This is a genomic window from Streptomyces silvae (assembly GCF_016745505.1).
Classification (GTDB): domain Bacteria; phylum Actinomycetota; class Actinomycetes; order Streptomycetales; family Streptomycetaceae; genus Streptomyces; species Streptomyces silvae.
Genome location: NZ_JAERUC010000009.1, coordinates 1 through 21,106 on the forward strand (window position 1 = coordinate 1; position 21,106 = coordinate 21,106).

Consider the following 21,106-nt stretch of genomic DNA (forward strand, 5'->3'; position numbering starts at 1 on the left):
CATGCCATGCAGGCGCTCTACCAACTGAGCTATAGCCCCGCTGTCCGCTGTGTTTCCCTGCGTTTCCGCGCTGCGAACAAGAAGAACTTTAGCCTGCGACGAGCCGGAAAGTGAAATCCGGCCCCCGCCGCCCGGAGCGGGCCTCCGGGCACCCGCTAGTCGTCGTCGCCGAGCACGGGTTCGGGGAGCGTCCCGGCGTTGTGCTCGAGCAGGCGCCAGCCACGCGCGCCCTCACCCAGCACGGACCAGCAGCAGTTGGAGAGCCCGCCGAGCCCCTCCCAGTGGTGGGCTTCGAGACCGAGCAGCCGGCCGATGGTGGTCCGGATGGTGCCGCCGTGGCTCACGACGACGAGCGTGCCCGCGTCGGGCAGCTTTCCGGCGTGCTCCAGGACGACGGGGGCCGCGCGGTCGGCGACCTCGGTCTCCAGCTCACCGCCGCCCCTGCGGACCGGCTCACCGCGCTTCCACGCGGCGTACTGCTCGCCGTACTGCCCGACGATCTCCTCGTGCGTGAGGCCCTGCCAGGCGCCCGCGTACGTCTCGCGCAGCGCGGCGTCGTGCGCGACGTCCAGGCCGGTGACCGAGGCGAGCTCGGCAGCCGTGGCCGCCGCCCGCCGCAGGTCGGACGCAACGATCGCGTCCGGCTGCAGCGAGGCGAGCAGCCTGGCGGCGCGGCGGGCCTGGCCCACCCCGGTCTCGGTCAGCTCGATGTCCCTGGACCCCTGGAAGCGGCGCTCCAGGTTCCACGCCGTCTGACCGTGCCGCCAGAGGACGATCTTGCGGCCCCTGCCGCTGCTGCTGCCGTTCAGCTCTGGTCACCTTCCGTGCCGCCGTTGAGCTGGGCGTGCTCCTCGGCCTTCCCCCGGGTCTTGAGCGCGTCCTCGGGGAGGGCGATCTCGGGGCAGTCCTTCCACAGGCGCTCGAGCGCGTAGAACACGCGCTCCTCGCTGTGCTGGACGTGGATCACGATGTCGACGTAGTCGAGGAGGATCCAGCGGGCGTCGCGGTCGCCCTCGCGGCGTACCGGCTTGGCGCCGAGCTCCTTCTGCAGCCGCTCCTCGATCTCGTCGACGATCGACTTGACCTGGCGGTCGTTGGGAGCCGAGGCCAGCAGGAAGGCGTCGGTGATCGACAGCACGTCGCTGACGTCGTAGGCGATGATGTCGTGCGCGAGCCGGTCGGCCGCCGCCTGGGCGGCGGCGTTGATGAGCTCGATGGAGCGGTCCGTGGCGGTCACATGCAGGCTTTCGTCGGCGGTCAGATCAACCTCTAGGGTCTCACGGACCGCCGACAGCCCTTACGACGTCTGCTCGGGGATCTTGTAGTTCTGTCCGAGGGCCACGGAGACGTCGGCGTTGGCGGCGGGCTCGCCCTTCTTCACCGCGCTCTCGGGCAGGCCCAGAGTCTTGGCGACCTCGACCGCCTTCGCCTTGTCCTCCGCCGTGCCGTAGACCACCTCGGACGTCACCAGGGTGTCCGCCTTGCCGCTGTCGACGAAGGCGTAGCCACCGTTGACGAGCTGAACCCTGGCGTACTCGGTGCCCTTGGTGTCGCCCGTGGCGTTCTTGATGCCGACGCGTACGGCGGCACCCTGCTCCGGGGCCTTCACCTTGCCGCCGAGTACGTCCTTGACGACGCTCTCGGTCGCCTTCTCGGTGAGGGTTCCGTCGCTCTGGACCGGGAGCAGCTCCGTCTTGTAGTCGCCCACCTTGGCGTGCCCGGCGAGCTTGGCCAGCGAAGCACCCAGGTCCTGCTCCGGCAGGGACGGGTCGAGGATCTGCGCGAGGGTCTCGATGGTGACCGTCGCGGCCTTGGGGTCCTCCGACAGCTTGCGCAGCACGCTCCGCATGACCTCGCCGAAGCGCGCCAGCTGCTTGGCCTCCGGCTCGCCCTCGCCCTGGTAGGTGGCGTACGCGACGGCCATCGGGCCGCTCAGCGTCTGCGCCTCCCCCTTGTTCACGAGGGGCGCCGCGCCCTTCTTGGAGTCGGGCACGGCGGTGTCGGTGTCGACCTCGATGTTGCCCACGAGCTCGACGAGGTTCTCGAGGTACGGGGTGTCGAGCCGCCAGGTGCCGCTGATGCTGGTGCCGAGCAGGGTGTCGATCGCCTCACGGGTCCCGGTGGACCCGTCGTCGTCGACGGACTTGCCGAGCGTGGTGGTGGACCCGTCCTCCGCGGCCACGGCGAGCGAGTTGGGAAGCAGGACAGTGGTGCCCTGACCGGTGGTGACGTTGTCGACGAGCAGCGCCGTCGAGGTGCCGCCCTTCTTGGTGTTGTGCAGGTGGACGACGATGACGTCCCGCTTCTGCGGGCCCGTCGCCGCCGCGCTCTGCCCGTCCTTGCCCGAGACTCCCGGGATCTTTCCGGCGAACCAGAGGTAGCCGGCTCCGCCGACGACCACGAGCGCCACGACGACTATCAGCGCGACCATCCGGTTGTGCCCGCGCCGGCGGGCCTCCTCGCGCCGCTCGCTGCGGCTCTCGGTGAACTTCAGCCAGTCGATGACGTCTTCGGAGTCCTCGTCGGGCTCCTCGATGAAGGAGAACTGCTCGGTGCGGTAGTCGCGGTCGGCACGGCGCTGCCCGGGGACGGCGGGGTCGGCCGGCTGTTCCGGTTCGCTCCGCTGCTCCGGGAACGGGGGCGGGGGCGCGGCCGCCGGTGCGGCGGGGGCCTGGGGCGCGTTCCACTGCTGGGCGGTGTCGTCCACGGCGGGCTGCCGGCCCGTGTCGTAGCCGTACGCGCCGTAGCCGCTGCCGTCGTCGTAGCCGTATCCCTGCTGCGTCGGCTGGGCCTGCTGCTGGGGCTGCTGGGCGTGCTGGGCGGCGTACGGGTCGTACTGCTGCCCGCCGGTATACGGGTCGTAGCCGTATCCCTGCTGCGACTGCCCGTCCTGCTGGGGCTGCTGGGGCTGCTGGGACTGCTGGGCGTACGGGTCGTACTGCTGCTGCCCCTGCTGCTGATAGACCGGCTGCCCGTACTCGTCGTAGCCGATGATCTGCGGCTGCTGGTACGGGTCGTACGGGTTGTGTCGGTCGTTCACAGGTGCCCCTCTCCGTGGCTCATTCGCCGCGGTACAGCTGGCGCTTGTCGATGTAGCGGACGACGCCGTCCGGCACCAGGTACCAGACCGGGTCCCCCTGGGCGACCCGGGCACGGCAGTCCGTGGACGAGATCGCCAGCGCGGGCACCTCCACCAGCGAGACGCCGCCCTTGGGCAGCCCGTCGTCCGTCAGCAGATGACCCGGACGGGTCACACCGATGAAGTGGGAGAGCGAGAACAGTTCCTCGGCGTCGCGCCAGGTCAGGATCTGGGACAGGGCGTCGGCGCCGGTGATGAAGAAGAGGTCCGCGTCACCGTGGACCGTGCGCAGGTCCCGCAGCGTGTCGATCGTGTACGTCGGACCGCCGCGGTCGATGTCGCTGCGGCTGACCGAGAACTGCGGGTTGGACGCCGTCGCGATGACCGTCATCAGATAGCGGTCCTCGGCCGGCGAGACCTGCTTGTGGCTCTTCTGCCAGGGCTGCCCGGTCGGGACGAAGACCACCTCGTCGAGGTGGAAGTGGGCGGCCACTTCGCTGGCCGCCACCAGGTGTCCGTGATGGATCGGGTCGAATGTTCCGCCCATCACTCCGATTCGGCGTTTGCCGCGGCCGGTAGGCACTTCCTGCTCTCCCATGCGTGCAGACCCTACTGGCACAGCTGTTCGCCTCTGCCTCAGCGGTCTCGGTTGAAGCGGGTGGTGATCCACAGCAGGAGCAGCAGCACGAAGAGCGCGCCGCCACCGGTGAGGTACGGGCTGAGGCTTTCGTGGTTACCACCCTGCTCGCCTTCGGAGGCGAGGGTGACCAGCTGGTGCGCGGTGCTCGAGAGGCTCATCTTCTGCAGGACCTATCCATCGGGAATCAGGAGGGAGACGTCGCGCACATCGTATGCGGGCGCCGTGGGCACGCTCACGCCGACTCAGTCGTTGTTGTCGTCGTTGCGGTATCCACGAAGCAGGAACCAGGCGAGCACGGCTGCTCCCACGAGCGAGGCGAGCAGCACGATCCGAAGCGTGTTGCCCGGTCCCTGGTCGTCGGACACGGCGGCGAGCATGAAGGCGGTATGCGGCATTCCGGGCGCTCCTCAAAGTTATCCACAGCCCCCCGCACACCGTAGCGCCAGCGCATACGCTGGCTTTTGTCAGGGGGACGAGCAACGTCTCGTACGAACAGGGGGCATCCATGACCGACAGCAGTCACGAGAGCGTGCCGAGCAGGCACCGCAAGCGATTCCCGGGCATCTCCTCGCGTGCCTACGAGCACCCGGCGGACCGCTCGGCCCTGGTGGCCCTGCGCCGGCTGACCGGTTTCGACACCGTGTTCAAGGCGCTCAGCGGGCTGCTCCCGGAGCGGAGCCTGCGGCTGCTCTTCCTCTCCGACTCCGTCCGGGTGAGCGAAGCTCAGTTCGTCCATCTCAACGACATGCTGCGCGACGCGTGTTACATCCTGGACCTGGAGAAGGTCCCGCCGATGTACGTCAAGCAGGACCCGCAGCCCAACGCCATGTGTATCGGGCTGGACGAGCCGATCATCGTGGTCACCACCGGCCTGGTCGAGCTCCTCGACGAGGAGGAGATGCGGGCGGTGGTGGGCCACGAGGTGGGCCACGCGCTCTCCGGTCACTCGGTGTACCGGACGATACTGCTCTTCCTGACCAACCTGGCCGTGAAGGTCGCCTGGATCCCGCTGGGGAACGTGGCGATCATGGCGATAGTGACGGCGCTGCGCGAGTGGTTCCGCAAGTCGGAGCTCTCCGCCGACCGGGCCGGGCTGCTCGTGGGCCAGGACATCAAGGCCTCGATGCGCGGTCTGATGAAGATCGCCGGCGGCAACCACCTCCACGAGATGAACGTGGACGCGTTCCTCGCCCAGGCCGACGAGTACGAGAAGGGCGGGGACCTGCGGGACTCGGTCCTCAAGATCCTCAATGTGCTGCCCCGGACGCATCCCTTCACCACGGTGCGCGCCGCCGAGCTGAAGAAGTGGTCGGAGACCCGCGACTTCCAGCGGATCATGGACGGCCACTACCCCAAGCGGGACGAGGACAAGGACGCCTCGGTGACGGACTCCTTCCGGGAGTCGGCCACGCACTACGCCGACACGGTGCGCACCAGCAAGGACCCGCTGATGAAGCTCGTCGGTGACATCGCGGGCGGCGCGGGCGACCTGGGGGGCAAGCTCCGGGACAGGTTCACCGGGGCGGCCGGCGGGAACACCGGCGGCGGCTCGGCCAAGGGAGGCGCCGGAGGCACCGGAGGTGCCCAGGGATCGTCCGCTACGGACGGCTCCGAGGGGACCTGGCGGCGTCCGGACCCCGAGGAGGGCCCTGAGCCGGGGAACTGACGCCCAGCGTGCCGCAGAGCGTCGCCGCGGGCACCCCCGTGGCGTACGGGTCGGTGCCCGCGGGGCCCCTGGTGTCCGCCCGCTCGCCCGCGAGCAGCGGGCGGAGGGCACCGGTCGTGTCGGCCGAGCAGGACTGCGGACCCGCCTGGACGTAGGCGCTGCGGACCTCCAGCCGGTGCAGCCGGATGTCCTCCCGGTCGAGCAGGAAGTGCAGGACGCGGCGCACGGTGAACAGCGAGGCTCCGTCGGCCCGGTGGGGGCCGGGCACGGCGGGCCTCAGTGCGTACGTGAAGGTGTGGTCGGACACCACCTCCAGGGTGTCCGCCCCCGCCTCCGTGTAGGAGAGGGTGCCGTTGACCCGGACGTCGGTGTCGGCCAGTTCCACTTCGGCGGGGTCGAAGCGCACCAGCCAGCCGGTCGCGCTGTGCTCGCCGTCGTCGGCCGGTGCGTCCATGCTCCGGTCGAACTGCGCCGTCTGGTCCGGGTCGAGCAGCCTCCCGACCGGCCGGACGACCCCGGCGGTGAGCACGTCGGGGTCGAGGGAGGAGCCCACCAGATAGTCCTTGACCGTGGTCAGGGCCATGGTCACCTGGCTGTCCGAGAAGTTCTTCGTCCGCCGGACCGGCGGCAGGTTGATGCCCGAGGCGCCCGTCCGGTGCCCGGCGGCCGGGCCGTCCGCGAGGAGCGACTCGGCGGCCCCTCCGGGGACGGGGCCCTGGGGAGCGAGGGGGACGACCGTGGACTGAAGGGGTTCGGCGCGCCTGCCGACGGGCGTCGGGTACGGGTTGCGGAAGCCGACGTAGACGGCGGTGGCGAAGGCCAGCACGATCAGCAGGACGAGGGCGATGCCGGTTCGGGAGCGGCGCCGACGGGCGGTGGGGCGGCCGGGAAGGGAGCGGACGGCCCGCGCGTGGTCGCCCATGCGCTCCTGCGCGGAGAACTCCTGCAGCCGGGCAGCGCGGACGAACGATTCGTCGAAGACGAGCGAGCGGTACTCGTCCTCCCCGCCCGAGGGGTTCTCGGGCGGCCCTTCCGGCGGTTCTCCGCGGCCTGTCATGACTTCTCCCGATCTCCGCGCCACCGGCGGAAGCTGGCGCTGGGATCCGCCTCAGCCGCTGGGCATCGGGCGGACCTGTCCGTCACGGGTTCGACACATGGGCGTTCCGGCGCATGGACAAGTGGCTGGCCCTCTTCCCGGGGACGGGGACGGGAGGAGGGGGCGCGAGGTCATACCTTCAGATTGGGTCGATCCCCATCAAGGTAAACGCCGGGCAGGTGGGAGCGCAGGTGGAGCGCCGCCGGGAGGGGTGGGCCAGGGGTGGGCCCGAGGGCGGACACCGTGCCACCGGGCTGATCCCCTTTGCGCACGGGCCCCGGCCGCCGAGGGCGGGCGCATCCGAGGGCAGGCGCGCATCCCCTCCGCCAGCGGGCTCAGGGGGTACGGGGAACGGCGGCAAGCAAGCTCAGGGGGTACGGGGAACGGCGGCAAGCACGCTCAGGGGGTGCGAGGGACGGCGGAGACCGCTGGGCGGGAGTAGTCGGCCGAGGCGGAGGGGACCACGCCCGGCTTGTCGACGCCGCTGGTCGCCGGTGGCGGCACCTGGTCCTGCCGGCCGGCCGCGGCTCCCCGGTACACGGCGCTGAAGGCCAGCGCCACCATCCCGATCCCCATCAGCAGGGCGAGCAGCCAGGCGACCGGCCGGTGCCAGCGGGCCGCGCCCCGGTAAGGGCGCAGGGAGCCGCCGTGGCGGCCGTAGGGGCCGTCCTCGTCCTCGTAGAAGCCGTCCGGGTCATCGGGGTCCAGGGACTCACCGAAGGCCCTCTCGCGGCCGTACACGCCGTCAGGGCCGTAACCGTCGCCGTAGAGGTCGTCGTGGAGTTCGTCGTCCAGGGCTCCGCCGCCCGAACGCGCCCTGCTCGCCTCGGCTTCGGCGCGGGCCTCCGCGGCGGCCAGCAGCCGCTCCACCGCGGTGGGTTCGTGGATCTCGGCGGACCGGACGAAGTCCTCGTCGAACACCACGGAGGCGAAGTCCTCGTCCGCGCCCCCGCGGTCGTCGTCGGGCTCCCAGCCGTCCGGGAACGGCCTGCCCCCCACGTCGTCCGGCACAGCTTCAGCGTAGCCGCGGCGGGGCGTTTTGGGCAGGGAGCCCGCATATTCGCCCGCCCCGCCGGGGGACGCCCGAGGGGTGCCGGGCTAACGGATGTGGCCGTCGCCGGTGACGATGTACTTCGTCGACGTCAGCTCCGGAAGCCCCATCGGCCCGCGGGCGTGCAGCTTCTGCGTGGAGATGCCGATCTCGGCGCCGAATCCGAACTGGCCGCCGTCCGTGAAGCGCGTGGACGCGTTCACGGCGACCGTCGTGGAATCCACCAACTGGGTGAACCGGCGCGCCGCCGCCTGCGAGGTGGTGACGATCGCCTCCGTGTGGCCGGAGGACCAGAGCCGGATGTGCGCCACGGCGGCCTCCAGCGACTCCACGACGGCCGCCGCGATGTCGTACGAGAGGTATTCGGTCTCCCAGTCCTCCGGGGTCGCCGCCACGACGGTCGCCTTGGACTCCTCGGCGTACGCGAGCACCCGCTCGTCGCCGTGCACCGTGACCCCGGCCTCGGCCAGCGCGTCCAGGGCGAGGGGCAGGAAGTCCGCGGCGATGTCCTTGTGGACCAGGAGGGTCTCGGCGGAGTTGCAGACGCTCGGGCGCTGCGCCTTGGAGTTGACCAGGATCTCGACGGCCATGGCGAGATCGGTCTGCGCGTCCACGTAGACGTGGCAGTTGCCGGTGCCGGTCTCGATGACGGGGACCGTCGACTCCTCCACCACGGTGCGGATCAGGGAGGCTCCGCCGCGCGGGATCAGTACGTCGACGAGGCCGCGGGCCCGCATCAGCTCGCGCACCGAGTCGCGGTTCTCGCCCGGGACGAGCTGCACCGCGTCCGCCGGGAGGCCGGACCCGCCGACCGCGTCGCGGAGGACCCGCACGAGAGCGGTGTTCGAGGCGTACGCCGACGAGGAGCCGCGCAGCAGCACCGCGTTCCCCGACTTCAGGCAGAGCGCGGCGGCGTCGACCGTCACGTTGGGCCGGGCCTCGTAGATGATGCCGACCACCCCGAGGGGCACCCGCACCTGCCGCAGGTCGATGCCGTTGGGGAGGGTGGAGCCCCGGACCACTTCGCCGACCGGGTCGGGCAGCGCCGCCACGTCCCGCGTGTCCGCGGCGATCGCGCGGATGCGCTCGGGGGTGAGCGTGAGCCGGTCGACGACGGACTCGCTCGTCCCGGCCTCCCTGGCCTTCGCGACGTCCTCGGCGTTGGCCTCGACGATCTCGCTGGTGCGCACCTCGAGCGCGTCCGCGATGGCCAGCAGGGCGTCGTCCTTCGCCGCGCGCGGGAGTGGCGCGATGTCGTCGGCGGCGGCGCGTGCCCGGTAGGCGGCCTGGGCGACCGGGGACATGTTGTCGTACGGCGAAAGCGTGGTCATGCCCGCAGGGTAATGCGCACGCTGCGGGCATCCCTCACGTATCCCGTGATGCGAGACAGGCGTATCGGCGCTCGCTCCCCCGGTGCACAGGGCGCACGGCCGGCTGTGCGCCCTGTCCGGGAATCCCTCAGTACGGGTGCACCCCGACGGGGGCGGCCGGCGGCGGACCGTAGCCCTCCGCGATCCGCAGGTGGTACGTCTCCCGGTCGATGACCTCCAGGCCGACGATCTCCCAGGGCGGGAGCTTCGCGCTGGAACGGTGTTCACCCCAGAGCCGCAGCGCCACCGCCGCGGCGTCGTGGAGGTCCCGGGCCTCTTCCCAGTAACGGATCTCCGCGTGGTCGTTGGCGTATCGGCTGGTCAGCAGGAACGGGTGGTCGTGCGCCAGCTGCTCCAGCCCGCGTCTGACCTCCTTCAGCGGTGTCTCGCTGCCGGAGACGCTGAGGGTGATGTGCCACAGCTTGGAGCGGGTCAGTTCCTCTTCCGTCACCACCGGTTGCTGGTCGGTGGTCTGGTCGGCGGGCGTGCCGACGAAGTCGGCTCCCGCCCCGACGCTGCTCAGGGCACGGCTGCCCGTTCCGCGGGGCAGCGCCCCCGGGCGCGCTCGTCTCACCGGCGGCCTCCTGTGAATGTGTAGCTGTGCTGACCCCTCTGTGTCCCCGTGACAAAGTTGACCAGCCCGGGACCGGGCGTGGGGCGGTTTTCGTGAAGGTCTCCGCCCGAAGGCCGGACTTTCAGCCGTTTCAGGGGGCCGGGCGGGGCGCGAGGATGACGAGATCGTCCCTGTGTACGACTTCCCGTTCGTAGGCGGGTCCCAGCTCGCGGGCGAGGTCGCGGGTGGACCGGCCGAGCAGCTGGGGGATCTCCTTGGCGTCGAAGTTGACGAGCCCGCGGGCGACGGCCCGGCCGGCGGGGTCGCGCAGCTCGACCGGGTCGCCCGCGGAGAACTCGCCCTCGACCGCGGAGATCCCGGCGGGCAGCAGGGACGTACGGCGCTCGACGACGGCGCGCACGGCTCCGTCGTCCAGCGTGAGGGAGCCCTGCGGCGTGGAGGCGTGGGCCAGCCACAGCAGCCGGTCCGCCGAGCGCCGCCCGGTGCGGTGGAAGTACGTGCCGGTGTCGCGTCCGCCGAGGGCGTCGGCCACCTGGCTCGCCGAGGTGAGGACCACGGGGATCCCGGCGGCGGTGGCGATCCGGGCGGCCTCGACCTTGGTCACCATGCCCCCCGTGCCGACCCCCGCCTTCCCCGCGCTGCCGATGGTGACGCCCTCCAGGTCGGCAGGTCCGGCGACCTCCGCGATCCGGGAGGTGCCGGGCTTGCTCGGGTCCCCGTCGTAGAGGCCGTCGACGTCGGAGAGGAGCACGAGGAGATCGGCGTGGACCAGATGGGCGACGAGCGCGGCCAGCCGGTCGTTGTCCCCGAAGCGGATCTCGTCGGTGGCCACCGTGTCGTTCTCGTTGACGACGGGGAACGCGCCCATCTCCAGGAGCTGGTCGAGGGTGCTGTACGCGTTGCGGTAATGGGCGCGCCGGCTGGTGTCGTCCGAGGTCAGGAGCACCTGCCCGACCCGTACGCCGTAACGGGCGAAGGAGGCGGTGTAGCGGGCGACGAGCAGTCCCTGGCCGACGCTGGCGGCGGCCTGCTGGCGCGCCAGGTCCTTGGGCCTGCGGACGAGCCCGAGCGGGGCGAGGCCCGCCGCGATGGCGCCGCTGGAGACGAGGACGATCTCGCGTTCCCCGCCGCTCCTGACCTTGGCGAGGACGTCGACGAGCGCGTCCACCCGATCGGCGTCGAGCCCTCCCGCCGCGGTGGTGAGCGAGGAGGAGCCGACCTTGACGACGATCCTGCGGGCGTCGGTCACACCCGGCCTGCGGCCCGCGCCGCCCCCGGAGGGTGTGCGGATCGCGCCTTCGGGCGCGGCAGCCCGTTCCTCGGATTCCCTTGCCCCTGACACGTACGCCCGTCCCCATCACGTCGTTCTGCTCGGTTCCGCTCAATCTACGTGAGGGGGCGGGGCCGGCACCGTGCCGTCTCAGCTGCTGTCGCCGCGCAGACGCCATTACAGAGGCGGACCGCTCCGGGTCACGCTTCGACATGCCCCCGAATGGAGTCATTTACGTAATCTCCACCCGCCATTCATAGGGCTACCCTCTATTGCGTGACAGATGAACTCTCCCGCCAGAGGCGCATTCTCCTCAGATCGGGCAAAAGCCCCTTCGATGTGGCTTCGCTCGAACAGTCCCTCGACAGAGATGTCTTCGCGACCAACGCGGGCAACCTGATCTTCAGCGATGCGTCGCACAAGATTCTGACGACTCCACGGGCAGAGGTCTTCTCCAACGGCATCCGCACGGATCCATCGGCGGCAGGCCGCATAAACGAGGAGTACGACGTCTTCGTCGTCCCCCTCGCGAACGCCTTCCGCCCGACGTTCGAGCGGCCCCTGAAGCGGATGACGCAGCTGATCAAGAAGCTGCGCATCCCCGTCGTCGTCCTGGGTGTCGGCGCGCAGGCCGACCTCAAGTACGACGCCACGCGGCTGAAGGCGATGGAGCCGACCGTCAGGGAGTTCGTCACCGAGGTGCTCAACCGCAGCGCCTCCATCGGCGTACGGGGCGAGTTCACCGAGCAGTACCTCAAGAACATGGGCTTCCGGGACGTCGAGGTCATCGGCTGCCCCTCCATGTTCATGAACGGCGAGACGTTCACGCTGGAGAAGAAGTCCGAGTCGCTCACCGCGGAGTCCCGCATCTCGGTGAACGGTTCGCACAGCGCCGTACGTTCGCACGGTCTCGACGCCATCATCCGGCAGGCCCACGAGCGCTACCCGAATCTCCGGTTCGTCGGGCAGAACCTCCTCGAGGCCCAGCTGCTGCACTGGCGGGAGACGTCGAACCCGATCGGCGCCCAGACCTCGATGCCGACCCACCCGTCCCACCCGATGTACCGCGAGGGCAAGGTCCGGCTCTACGTCGACCCGGCCACCTGGATCGACGAGCTACGCGCGTTCGACTTCTCGTTCGGCTCCCGTATCCACGGCAACATCGCGGCGCTGCTGGCCGGCGTCCCGAGCACCGTGCTCTGCAGTGACTCGCGGACCCTGGAGCTCTGCCGCTACTTCGGCATCCCGCACCGCAAGATCTCCGAGACGCCGAAGAACATCGACCCCGCCGAGCTGTACGAGGCGGCGGACTTCAGCGAGCTGGTCAACGGCCACAAGGAACGTTTCCTCCGCTTCACCGGCTTCATGGAGCGGAACGGCCTGGAGAACACCTTCCACCACGGCGACAGCGGGAAGGCGTTCGACATCCACATGTCCAAGCTCGCCCTCCCGCCGGCCGTCCGCCCGTGGACCGAGACCGACCCCGACTCCCTGAGCAGCCGGTTCAGCTTCATGCAGAGCCGCATGAACGAGCTGTCCACGGAGAACGCGCTGCTGCGGAGCCAGCTGGAGAAGAAGGCCGGCCCGGTCAGCATCAAGCTGCAGACGGGCGAGGGAGCGGCGGCGTGGCCCTCCGCCTACCGGCGCGCCCGGCGTGTGGTGGGGCGCCCCGTCCGACGGCTGCTGCGCCCCGAGCAGTAGGGGTTCCCGGCCACCGACGTGCCCCCGCCGGCAGGCGGTCACCTCCCTTGCCACGCCGCGCCCGCCTCAGACCTTGTGGGCGCGGCGCGGCATGTGCAGGCCGGCGGACCGGGCCGTCCTGCGCGCCTTGCCCGCCAGCCGCCGCAGGAAGGCGGCGGCGGACTGGGGCCCCGGCACGTCGATGCGCTTGCGGCCGACCCACTCACGCACGGTGAGCTCGTACGCCGACAGGGGCAGCACCCCCTCGCCGAAGTGGGGGTAGACCAGGTACAGCCTGCCCCTGAGGCCCTTGCGGACCGCACGGGGTTCCTTCTTGTCCCGTACGAACTGCAGGATGTCCAGGAGCAGGTCGAGCCTGTCCTTGGCGATGCAGAGCAGCCGGAGCCGCTCGTTGACCTTGAGGCGGCGGGCGAGCCCCGGTGACCAGTACGTCTCCAGCAGCGGTGCCGCCAGCCTCATCTTCTCCTGCCGCACCTCGTCGGACTGCCGGAGCAGCGCCGGGCCGAACTGCGGGAGCAGGGTGATGACGAACGGACGGACCATCAGGACGTCCCGCTTCGGACCCGGCGGGACGTGGGTGGCGATCAGTGACATCAGCGCCCGCGCCGAGTCGAACCGCAGCACGTAACTGCCGCTCTTCGTCACGTGCTTGCCGTCGTCCCGGCCCACGAGGTAGTAGCAGGTGTAGTCGGCCACGACGGAGACACCGTTGCCCCGCAGGTAGGCCTCCATGGTGAAGAGCGCGTCCTCACCCGTCTTGAGCTCCTCGTCGAACCGCATGCCGAGCCGCACCAGCAGGTCACGCCGGAACAGCTTCTGCGCGCTCAGGGTGAACTTGATGTTCGAGGTGAAGAGGTCGGCCCGCTCGACCGTCTCCTTCCACATCGACTTGGCCGCACCGCGGTTGACGCCGACGACCTTCCCGAGCACCACGTCCGTGCCGGCGCGGTCGCCCATCGCGACCATCCGCTCCAGGGCCTCCTCGCCGAAGTAGTCGTCCGCGTCGAGGAAGAAGACGTACCGGCCGCGGGCGAGACCGAGCCCCACGTTGCGCGGGCCGCTGGGGCCGCCGGAGTTCTCCTGGCGGACGACACGCATCTCGATGGCGGTCCTGGCGGCGAACTCCTCCAGGTACTCCCCCGTGCCGTCGGTGGACCCGTCGTCGACGGCCACGATCTCCATGCGCCCGGCCGGAAGCGTCTGCGCCTCGACGGATTCCAGGCAACGGATCAGGTACGGCATCGCCTCGTAGGCGCCGATGATGACGGTCACATCTGGTGCGGTGCTGCTCATCTCTCCCCGGTTCACGCATAAACGTATCAATCAGGAGAAACGATGGAACGACGGTATGTGCCCCGTTCCCTGCACGGACACGCCGAACGGCCCGTACGTTCCCCTCCCTGAGGAGGAGACGGACGGACCGTTGGTCAGGTTGCGTCTCGAACCGGACGACTTTCGAACAACTGAATGACAGCCGGATTACACCCGGAAGTCACCCCACATCAGGCCATTTCCGTTACGTTCTGTCACCGGACGGACATCCTGCGGTTCGACGGGCGGTACAGCGGGCGGTTCAGCCGGCGGTTCAGCGGATCGGCGAGGGACCGGCGCCGATCTCCGCGTCGGCCTCGGGCGTGGTCGGCACGTCCGGGTCGACGGCGGCCTCGGCCTCGGCGACGATCTCGGCCGCCCCGTCCCCGGCGCCGCTGGACGCCGACTCGGGGTCGGGCAGCGGTGCGGGCGCCTGCTCGCCCACGCGCTGGGCGACGCCCGCGTTACGGGCCTCCGCCTTGGCGGCGAGCGCCAGCACGGCGGCGTTGAACTGCTCCATGGAGGTGGGCTCGTCGGGACCCAGCAGGTAGCTCTTCAGCTCGTGCCGGGCCTCGGCCAGCGTGTCGGCCGCCGGATCGGCGACGGCCCGCAGCAGCTCGTCGATCTCCGCCGCGCTGTTGGAGAGGATGACGGCCGCCCGTACGGCGGTGTTCTGGCGCTTGAACTCGTCGGCGCCGAGCTCGGCCGAATCGGTGACGGCGTACGGCTTGCCGCTCGCGATGAAGTCGGAGACGACGCTGGAGATGTCCGAGACCATGGCGTCGGACTGGTTGAAGCAGTCGTACAGCTTCGGCTGCGAACCGGTCACCGTCCGGTGCTCCCACCAGCCGAAGGAACGCCAGTAGGCGTCGTTCCACTCGGCCCGCAGGGTGGCGATCTCGGCCTGGCGGGCCGGGTCGGCCAGCGCGACCCTGGACTCCTCGGACTCGTCGCCCCCGGCGCGGCCGGGCTTCGCCAGCTCGGCCAGACGGGCCTCTATCCGGGCCAGCTCCGCCTTGGCGGCGCTCTGCGCGGCGCCGGCGGCCGAGGCCTCCTTCACCCAGCGCGGGTCGGCGGCGCGGTCCTGCGCGGCCTTGGCGACCATGGCCTTGATCCGGGCGTTGACGGCCTTGGCCTTGGCGCTGCGGATCCCGGTGAAGGGGTGCGGCTTGTAGATGACGCGGACCGGGCTGTCCGCCTTCAGCAGCCGGCGCACGATGTTCTCGCCGGCCAGCAGCAGCGAGGTGTTGCCCGGGTTGTCGTCCCAGCCCTCCCAGGTCGGGGCGTACAGCACCGTCGGGATCGGGTTCCTCGTGGTGCCGGTCCAGCTCTGGATGGGCGCCAGCTGAGGCCGCCCCACCTCGACAATGTCCTCGTCGCGGATGCCGACGTCGGCCAGGGCGTAGCGGTCGCGGCCCGCACGGCCGGCCGTCCACACCTCGTCGTACACCTTGGAGTACGGGTTGACGCTGGCCAGCTTGTCGCTGTCGCCGTGGCCGATGAAGACGTGCTTCATGGTCGGGACGCGCAGCATGTGGATGTTCTTGCCGACGTTCGCCGGATACAGGCACACACGGACCGTGGAGAGGTCCAGGTTCATCAGGTGGGTGCCGGCGGGTACGCAGACCACGGGCACGGAGGTGTCCGCGAGCTGTGCGACGAGGTTCCGCTCACGCATGACGATCAGCGGGCGTCCCTCGACGGCGGCCATGGTGTCGAGCCACATGTTGCCCTGGTAGGCGGACTCGTTGGAGCCGGAGAAGTAGAGCACCACGGTCGGCTGGTACTCACCGAGCCAGGTGTCCAGCGCCTTCAGCACGGCGGGGGCCGACGGGGCGCGCCGGCTACGGCGCAGGTACGGGATGAGCAGGGCGTTGTAGCCGACGGCCAGCAGCAGCGTCACACCGGCGCCGATGTACCCGGCGAGGTCCTCGCCCGTGCCCGCGGCGATCAGGACACCCACGACCGCGGGGAGGTCGAGGTGGAGCATCTTCTCGCTGGAACGGTGCAGCAGCGCGCGCGGCGGGGCGTCGGGGATGCGGACGGCGTGCAGGTCCACGTTCCGGGTGACGATCGGCAGGCTGCGGCGCAGCCGGATCAGTGTCGTCAGCGCGCCGTGGGGGGCCTGCAGACCGTAGAAGAGGAGGAAGCACGCGACCGCCGCGTAGAAGAGCGGCTCCTCCGCGAGGTCCAGCCGGGCCAGCAGCAGGATGATCATCAGCTGGCGGAGCAGGAAGCGGATGGGCAGACCCGCCCGCACCTTGCCGAGCCGGTTGATCAGGTAGCTGCCGCGTTGGTGCAGATACCAGTCCGCGACGTACGTGACAGCCGTGGCCGCCGCGAAGAACCAGATGTCGGGGAGAAGGGCGGCGATGAGGATGCAGGGGTACCCCAGCGTCATCAGTACGGCCGCCGACAATTCAGACCGACTGCCCACACGGGCCAGGCGAATGGCTGTCGAAATCACGAAGAACCTGCTCCAGGGGGTGCCGGTTGTTTCACGTATAGAGGGAAATGTGAAGGTGCGGCTTCACGCACTCGGGCCTCTGCGTTCACCTTTCGGTGAGCTCAGAGGCCCGTAAAAGTACATTTGTCAAGAATTATTACACATCTTCCTGACGGTCCAGAACCGAGGCCAGCGCCTGCTCGAAGCCCGAGGCCTCGGTGACGTCGCGGGTCGGGTCCTGCTGCCGTACATCGATGACGTGGCCCGTCATCGCGGACAGGAGGACGTCCAGCGAGGTGCGCGCCACGGCCTCGGAGGAGAGCAGCGAACCCTCGGGCTCCTGGCCGAACGCCTTGGTCCGCATGGGGGTCGCGGTGCGCTCCGGGTTCACGCAGTTGACCCTGATGCCCTCGCCCGCCCACTCGTCGGCCAGCGCCTGCGTGAGGTTCACCATCGCGGCCTTGGTGGAGGAGTAGAGGCTGTACTCGGCGCGGCCCCGGGTGTAGCTGCTGGAGGTGTACAGCAGCAGCTGGCCCTGGGTCTCCGCCAGGTACTTGTACGAGGCGCGGGCGATCTGCACGGGCGCCAGGTAGTTGACGTTCAGGGCTTCCTGGATCGTCGTGTTGTCCGTCTCCGCCAGCTTGCCGATGCGCAGCACACCCGCGGTGTTGATCACGTAGTCGATGCGGCCGGTCTCGGCGTACGCCTTGGAAAGCGCGTCGTCGATGTGCTCCGGGTTCTCGACGTGCGTGCCGGTGGTGGAGCGGCCCAGCGCGTAGACGCTGGCGCCGTACTGCTCGGCCAGCGTGGCGATGTCGGCACCGATGCCGTACGAACCGCCGAAGACCACCAGGGTCTTGCCCGAGAGCAGGTCGCGGTAGGCGGCCTCGTCGGCCTGGCGGGGGGCCGCGGTGGAGGCCAGCTGGAAGAGCTTGTCCGTGATGAAGACGTCGACCGGCTGGGTCACCTTCATGTTGTACTCGTCGCCCGCGACCACGTAGATCGGCACGTCGGGGAGGTACCGCAGGACGACCGAGCAGTCGTCGGTGGCCTGGAAGTTCGGGTCGCCGGCCGCGACCTCGTACGCCTTGCGGATCGTGGACAGCTTGAAGGCCTGCGGCGTCTGGCCGCGGCGCAGCCGGGACCGGTCCGGGACGTCGGTGATGAACTCGCCGTCCTCGCCGTGGGTCCGGGTCACGATGATCGTGTCGGCGGACGGGATGGCGACGTCGACCGCCTGGTAGCGGTCGAGGGCGTCGACGCAGTCCTTGATGACGCGCTGTGACAGGAGAGGACGGACCGCGTCATGGAAGAGGACGTTACGGTCCTCGCCCTCCGCGAGCCCCTCGCCGAGGGCCGCGATGGCGCGCTCGGTGGTCTCGTTCCGGGTGTTGCCACCCTCGATGATCTTGATGACCTTGGTGAGCCCGGCCTTGGCCACGATCTTCTCGACGTCCGGCACGAAGCCGGGCGCCATCAGGACGATGACGTCGTCGATGCTCTCGGCGTTCTGGAAGATGCTCAGCGTGTGCTCGATGACTGCCTTACCGGCGATCTTCAGCAGCTGCTTGGGGATCGACAGTCCCACACGCTGGCCGGTCCCACCGGCGAGCACGACCGCTGTGGTCCGGGGCTTGGCTTCATGCGGCACAGACACAGACGACCTACCTTGCGATGACAGGGGGGAACAGTGTGATGGTCGCACTCTCCGTGACCGTCTCGCAAGGCGGACGTTTACCGGCGCTCGCCCGTGGGAAACCCGCAGTTCACCGTCTGGCCAGGCAGATTGAGCCCTGGGGGCCCGTACCCGGAGTGACAGACTCCACAGACGTGTTACGCAATCCGCACATCACCGGTCCCCGCACCGCCCTCTACCTGGCCATTCTCTGTGAATCCGGGGTGTGTCCGGTGTGTTTCCGGTGGCGTGTCCGGGGCCGGATCCCTCTCCATCCCTCTCCGGAGCGGACCGGCGCCGGGTACCCCGCCGTACGGGGTACCCGGCGCGGGGTGGCTAGAAGCCCTGCCCGTCCATGGGGTCGAACTGGTCGTACTCGCGCTGCGCGTCGTCACGCTCGGAGTCGCGCTCGCGACGGCGCTGCGCGGCGGGGCGCGGCGCCTCGAGGCGGTGGTCCTCGCCACGGCGGCCCAGCATCTCGGCGCCGGCGGCCATGGTCGGCTCCCAGTCGAAGACGACCGCGTTGTCCTCGGCACCGATGGCCACGCCGTCGCCGGCCTGGGCACCCGCCTTGCGGAGCTCGTCCTCGACGCCGAGGCGGTTGAGCCGGTCCGCGAGGTAGCCGACGGCCTCGTCGTTGTTGAAGTCGGTCTGACGGATCCAGCGCTCGGGCTTCTCGCCACGCACGCGGTAGATGCCGTCGTCCTCCACGGTCACCGTGAAACCGGCGTCGTCGACGGCCTTGGGCCGGATGACGATCCGGGTCGACTCCTCCTTGGGCTTCGTGGCCCGCGCCTCGGCGATGATCCCGGCGAGGGCGTACGAGAGCTCGTTGAGGCCCTTGTGCGCGATGGCCGAGACCTCGAAGACGCGGTAGCCGCGTGCCTCCAGGTCGGGGCGGATCATGTCGGCGAGGTCCTGGCCGTCCGGGATGTCGACCTTGTTGAGGGCGACGATGCGCGGGCGGTTCTCGAGGCCGCCGTACAGCCGCAGCTCCTCCTCGATCATGTCGAGGTCGGAGACCGGGTCGCGGTCCGACTCCAGCGTCGCGGTGTCCAGGACGTGCACCAGGACGGAGCAGCGCTCGACGTGCCGCAGGAACTCCAGGCCGAGGCCCTTGCCCTGGCTGGCGCCCGGGATGAGCCCCGGGACGTCGGCGATGGTGTAGACGGTCGAGCCGGCGGTGACGACGCCCAGGTTGGGGACGAGGGTGGTGAACGGGTAGTCCGCGATCTTCGGCTTGGCGGCGGAGAGCACCGAGATCAGCGAGGACTTGCCCGCGCTCGGGTAACCCACGAGCGCGACGTCGGCGACGGTCTTGAGCTCCAGGACGATGTCCCGGCTCTCCCCCGGCTCACCGAGCAGCGCGAAGCCGGGCGCCTTGCGGCGGGCCGAGGCCAGCGCGGCGTTGCCGAGGCCGCCGCGGCCACCCTGGCCCGCGACGAAGGTGGTGCCTTGGCCGACGAGGTCCGCCAGGACGTTGCCGGCCTTGTCGAGGACGACGGTGCCGTCCGGGACGGGCAGCACGAGGTCCGTGCCGTCCTTGCCGGAGCGGTTGTCACCGGCACCGGGCTGGCCGTTCGTGGCCTTGCGGTGGGGGTGGTGGTGGTAGTCCAGCAGCGTGGTGACGGACTGCTCGACGACGAGGATCACATCGCCGCCGCGCCCGCCGTTGCCCCCGTCGGGGCCGCCCAGCGGCTTGAACTTCTCACGGTGTACGGAGGCCACGCCGTGGCCTCCGTTACCCGCGGCGGCATGCAGCTCGACGCGGTCCACGAAGGTGGTCATGGGTGGGTGCCTCCAGGTACTACGGAAAAATACGGGAATGTCTCTTGACGTAACGCGCCGAGGGCGGACCCGCTTCCCCGGTTACCGGGAAAGCTGAGATCCGCCCTCGGAAGGTGCTGTGTCGTTCAGCCGGTGCCTGACTCAGGCAGCGACGGGAACGATGTTCACGACCTTGCGGCCACGGTGCGTACCGAACTCCACCGCACCGGCGGTCAGCGCGAACAGCGTGTCGTCGCCGCCACGGCCGACGCCCGTGCCCGGGTGGAAGTGGGTGCCGCGCTGGCGGACCAGGATCTCACCGGCGTTGACGGCCTGACCGCCGAAGCGCTTCACGCCGAGCCGCTGAGCATTGGAATCGCGCCCGTTCCGAGTGGACGATGCGCCCTTCTTGTGTGCCATGTCTCCTCAGTCCCTTACTTCGCAGCCGCGGGGATACCGGTGACCTTGATCGCCGTGTACTGCTGGCGGTGACCCTGGCGACGGCGGTAACCCGTCTTGTTCTTGTAGCGAAGGATGTCGATCTTCGCGCCCTTGTGGTGGTCCACGATCTCGGCCTGGACCTTGATGCCGTCCAGAACCCAGGGGTCGCTGGTCACGGCGTCGCCGTCGACAACGAGCAGGGTCGAGAGCTCGACCGTGTCGCCAACCTTGGCGGTGGGAATCTTGTCAACCTCAACGATGTCGCCGACAGCAACCTTGTGCTGGCGACCACCGCTGCGCACGATGGCGTACACGCGGATCTCTCTCTCACTCGGAACGGATCCCCTGATGCCAGCCGCCCGCGCGGGCCGGGGCCCACGACAGTCCGGAAGGATGAGCGGCCTCCCCCGGGGACGGATCACCGGGAGGGATGTGCTCAGGGGGTAGGCGCACAGAAACACGCCGAGGGTCAAGATTACGGGGCGGGGAGCGGGGGGTCAAACCGGGTGCGGCGCTCCCCCGCCGGACACCCGCCGCCGGTCACCGGCACTCCGTTCCGAGCGCTCCCGCGCCGCCGGAGCCGCACTCAGCCGAAGTACTCGTCCGGATCCAGTCCGCCCATACACACGGCCCCGTTGACCCCGAAGTTGCTGCCCGCGTTGCTGCTGAACTTGCCGGGCCCGATCGTGCCGACGAGCGTGTACCGGGTGCCCGCCCTCCACTCCCAGACGGCCGCGTTCACCGGCAGGTTGTTCACGTACGACCCGATGTCACTCATGTAGCTCGGACTCGCCGACAGGATGAAGCAGGCCTTGGTGCTCGTCGAAGTCAGAGCGAGACCCTTGTAGTTGATGAAGTCGTACAGGCAGAGCTTCCCTGCCGGGCAGCCGCCCACCGCCGCCGCGGGTGCCGCGGTGGCGCCGAGAGCGCCGACCGCCATCGCCATCCCGCTGACCGCAAGAGTCGCCTTACGGATCCAAGCCATGGTGAGCCCTTCGTCGATACGAGGTGCGCTGTGC

20 protein-coding genes are annotated in these 21,106 nt (G+C 70.0%); 2 read left to right on the plus strand and 18 right to left on the minus strand.

Features of this window, described 5'->3' with window-relative positions; genetic code table 11:
* Positions 1–155 precede the first annotated feature (155 nt).
* The 6 genes from JKV81_RS01240 to JKV81_RS01265 form a co-directional block, all read right to left on the minus strand.
* Positions 156–809 carry a histidine phosphatase family protein gene (locus JKV81_RS01240; protein WP_202074763.1) on the minus strand — a complete coding sequence of 218 codons (654 nt, stop codon included), beginning with the start codon at positions 807–809 and terminating at the stop codon, positions 156–158.
* Positions 806–1,237, minus strand: a complete 432-nt coding sequence (gene rsfS / locus JKV81_RS01245; RefSeq protein WP_099172529.1) for a ribosome silencing factor — start codon at positions 1,235–1,237, stop codon at positions 806–808. Before rsfS ends, JKV81_RS01240 begins: the two co-directional genes overlap by 4 nt.
* A gap of 60 nt (positions 1,238–1,297) precedes the next feature.
* Entirely contained in the window at positions 1,298–3,040 is a 1,743-nt protein-coding gene (locus tag JKV81_RS01250; protein ID WP_202074755.1) for an LCP family protein, read from the minus strand.
* 19 nt (positions 3,041–3,059) lie between these two features.
* Positions 3,060–3,677: a nicotinate-nucleotide adenylyltransferase gene (gene nadD, locus JKV81_RS01255; RefSeq protein WP_129262892.1), complete on the minus strand. Its 618-nt coding sequence runs from the start codon at positions 3,675–3,677 to the stop codon at positions 3,060–3,062.
* A 38-nt stretch (positions 3,678–3,715) separates the two neighbouring features.
* Positions 3,716–3,877, minus strand: a complete 162-nt coding sequence (locus tag JKV81_RS01260; protein WP_164493695.1) for a hypothetical protein — start codon at positions 3,875–3,877, stop codon at positions 3,716–3,718.
* Between the two features lie 84 nt (positions 3,878–3,961).
* Positions 3,962–4,114, minus strand: coding sequence for a hypothetical protein (locus JKV81_RS01265; protein WP_164992676.1), 153 nt, complete (start codon positions 4,112–4,114; stop codon positions 3,962–3,964).
* A 110-nt stretch (positions 4,115–4,224) separates the two neighbouring features.
* On the opposite strand from JKV81_RS01265, the gene JKV81_RS01270 reads away from it, so the two are divergent.
* Positions 4,225–5,385 carry a M48 family metallopeptidase gene (locus tag JKV81_RS01270; protein WP_129262894.1) on the plus strand — a complete coding sequence of 387 codons (1,161 nt, stop codon included), beginning with the start codon at positions 4,225–4,227 and terminating at the stop codon, positions 5,383–5,385.
* On the opposite strand, the gene JKV81_RS01275 is transcribed toward JKV81_RS01270, so the two are convergent.
* The 5 genes from JKV81_RS01275 to proB all read right to left on the minus strand — a co-directional run bounded on the left by JKV81_RS01275 (position 5,318) and on the right by proB (position 10,725).
* Entirely contained in the window at positions 5,318–6,442 is a 1,125-nt protein-coding gene (locus tag JKV81_RS01275; RefSeq protein ID WP_202074756.1) for an SCO2583 family membrane protein, read from the minus strand. The two genes, JKV81_RS01270 and JKV81_RS01275, sit on opposite strands and share 68 nt — an antisense overlap.
* Before the next feature lie 438 nt (positions 6,443–6,880).
* The gene (locus tag JKV81_RS01280; RefSeq protein ID WP_129262896.1) at positions 6,881–7,492 is read right to left on the minus strand and encodes an SCO2584 family spore wall biosynthesis protein; all 612 of its coding nucleotides are present in this window, start codon (positions 7,490–7,492) and stop codon (positions 6,881–6,883) included.
* Positions 7,493–7,579: 87 nt separating this feature from the next.
* Positions 7,580–8,863, minus strand: a complete 1,284-nt coding sequence (locus JKV81_RS01285; protein WP_124276524.1) for a glutamate-5-semialdehyde dehydrogenase — start codon at positions 8,861–8,863, stop codon at positions 7,580–7,582.
* A gap of 127 nt (positions 8,864–8,990) precedes the next feature.
* Positions 8,991–9,476, minus strand: a complete 486-nt coding sequence (locus JKV81_RS01290; RefSeq protein WP_129262898.1) for a DUF8830 family protein — start codon at positions 9,474–9,476, stop codon at positions 8,991–8,993.
* 130 nt (positions 9,477–9,606) lie between these two features.
* Positions 9,607–10,725, minus strand: a complete 1,119-nt coding sequence (gene proB, locus JKV81_RS01295; RefSeq protein WP_202074764.1) for a glutamate 5-kinase — start codon at positions 10,723–10,725, stop codon at positions 9,607–9,609.
* A gap of 297 nt (positions 10,726–11,022) precedes the next feature.
* Between proB and JKV81_RS01300 the strand changes: the two genes are divergently transcribed.
* Positions 11,023–12,447, plus strand: a complete 1,425-nt coding sequence (locus JKV81_RS01300; protein WP_129262900.1) for a polysaccharide pyruvyl transferase family protein — start codon at positions 11,023–11,025, stop codon at positions 12,445–12,447.
* Between the two features lie 66 nt (positions 12,448–12,513).
* On the opposite strand, the gene JKV81_RS01305 is transcribed toward JKV81_RS01300, so the two are convergent.
* From JKV81_RS01305 to JKV81_RS01335, 7 genes are all read right to left on the minus strand, one after another.
* A complete protein-coding gene (locus JKV81_RS01305) occupies positions 12,514–13,740 on the minus strand; it encodes a glycosyltransferase family 2 protein (protein WP_202074757.1) in 1,227 nt (408 codons plus the stop codon).
* Between the two features lie 292 nt (positions 13,741–14,032).
* Positions 14,033–16,225: a hypothetical protein gene (locus JKV81_RS01310; protein WP_202074758.1), complete on the minus strand. Its 2,193-nt coding sequence runs from the start codon at positions 16,223–16,225 to the stop codon at positions 14,033–14,035.
* Between the two features lie 136 nt (positions 16,226–16,361).
* The gene (locus tag JKV81_RS01315) at positions 16,362–17,861 is read right to left on the minus strand and encodes a bifunctional cytidylyltransferase/SDR family oxidoreductase (protein ID WP_099172540.1); all 1,500 of its coding nucleotides are present in this window, start codon (positions 17,859–17,861) and stop codon (positions 16,362–16,364) included.
* Between the two features lie 354 nt (positions 17,862–18,215).
* A complete protein-coding gene (gene obgE / locus JKV81_RS01320) occupies positions 18,216–19,667 on the minus strand; it encodes a GTPase ObgE (RefSeq protein WP_124276519.1) in 1,452 nt (483 codons plus the stop codon).
* A gap of 141 nt (positions 19,668–19,808) precedes the next feature.
* Positions 19,809–20,066, minus strand: coding sequence for a 50S ribosomal protein L27 (gene rpmA, locus JKV81_RS01325; protein WP_014045902.1), 258 nt, complete (start codon positions 20,064–20,066; stop codon positions 19,809–19,811).
* 14 nt (positions 20,067–20,080) lie between these two features.
* Positions 20,081–20,401, minus strand: a complete 321-nt coding sequence (gene rplU / locus JKV81_RS01330; RefSeq protein ID WP_018551604.1) for a 50S ribosomal protein L21 — start codon at positions 20,399–20,401, stop codon at positions 20,081–20,083.
* A gap of 272 nt (positions 20,402–20,673) precedes the next feature.
* On the minus strand, positions 20,674–21,072 hold the full coding sequence (locus JKV81_RS01335; protein WP_129262906.1) for a peptidase inhibitor family I36 protein: 399 nt from the start codon (positions 21,070–21,072) through the stop codon (positions 20,674–20,676).
* Positions 21,073–21,106 lie beyond the last annotated feature (34 nt).

Coding starts and splice junctions, on each gene's coding strand:
- obgE (WP_124276519.1), bottom strand. CDS start 19,667: ATGACCACCTTCGTGGACCGCGTCGAGCTGCATGCCGCCGCGGGTAAC.
- JKV81_RS01305 (WP_202074757.1), bottom strand. CDS start 13,740: ATGAGCAGCACCGCACCAGATGTGACCGTCATCATCGGCGCCTACGAG.
- JKV81_RS01285 (WP_124276524.1), bottom strand. CDS start 8,863: ATGACCACGCTTTCGCCGTACGACAACATGTCCCCGGTCGCCCAGGCC.
- JKV81_RS01275 (WP_202074756.1), bottom strand. CDS start 6,442: ATGACAGGCCGCGGAGAACCGCCGGAAGGGCCGCCCGAGAACCCCTCG.
- JKV81_RS01260 (WP_164493695.1), bottom strand. CDS start 3,877: ATGAGCCTCTCGAGCACCGCGCACCAGCTGGTCACCCTCGCCTCCGAA.
- JKV81_RS01335 (WP_129262906.1), bottom strand. CDS start 21,072: ATGGCTTGGATCCGTAAGGCGACTCTTGCGGTCAGCGGGATGGCGATG.
- rpmA (WP_014045902.1), bottom strand. CDS start 20,066: ATGGCACACAAGAAGGGCGCATCGTCCACTCGGAACGGGCGCGATTCC.
- JKV81_RS01270 (WP_129262894.1), top strand. CDS start 4,225: ATGACCGACAGCAGTCACGAGAGCGTGCCGAGCAGGCACCGCAAGCGA.
- nadD (WP_129262892.1), bottom strand. CDS start 3,677: ATGGGAGAGCAGGAAGTGCCTACCGGCCGCGGCAAACGCCGAATCGGA.
- JKV81_RS01265 (WP_164992676.1), bottom strand. CDS start 4,114: ATGCCGCATACCGCCTTCATGCTCGCCGCCGTGTCCGACGACCAGGGA.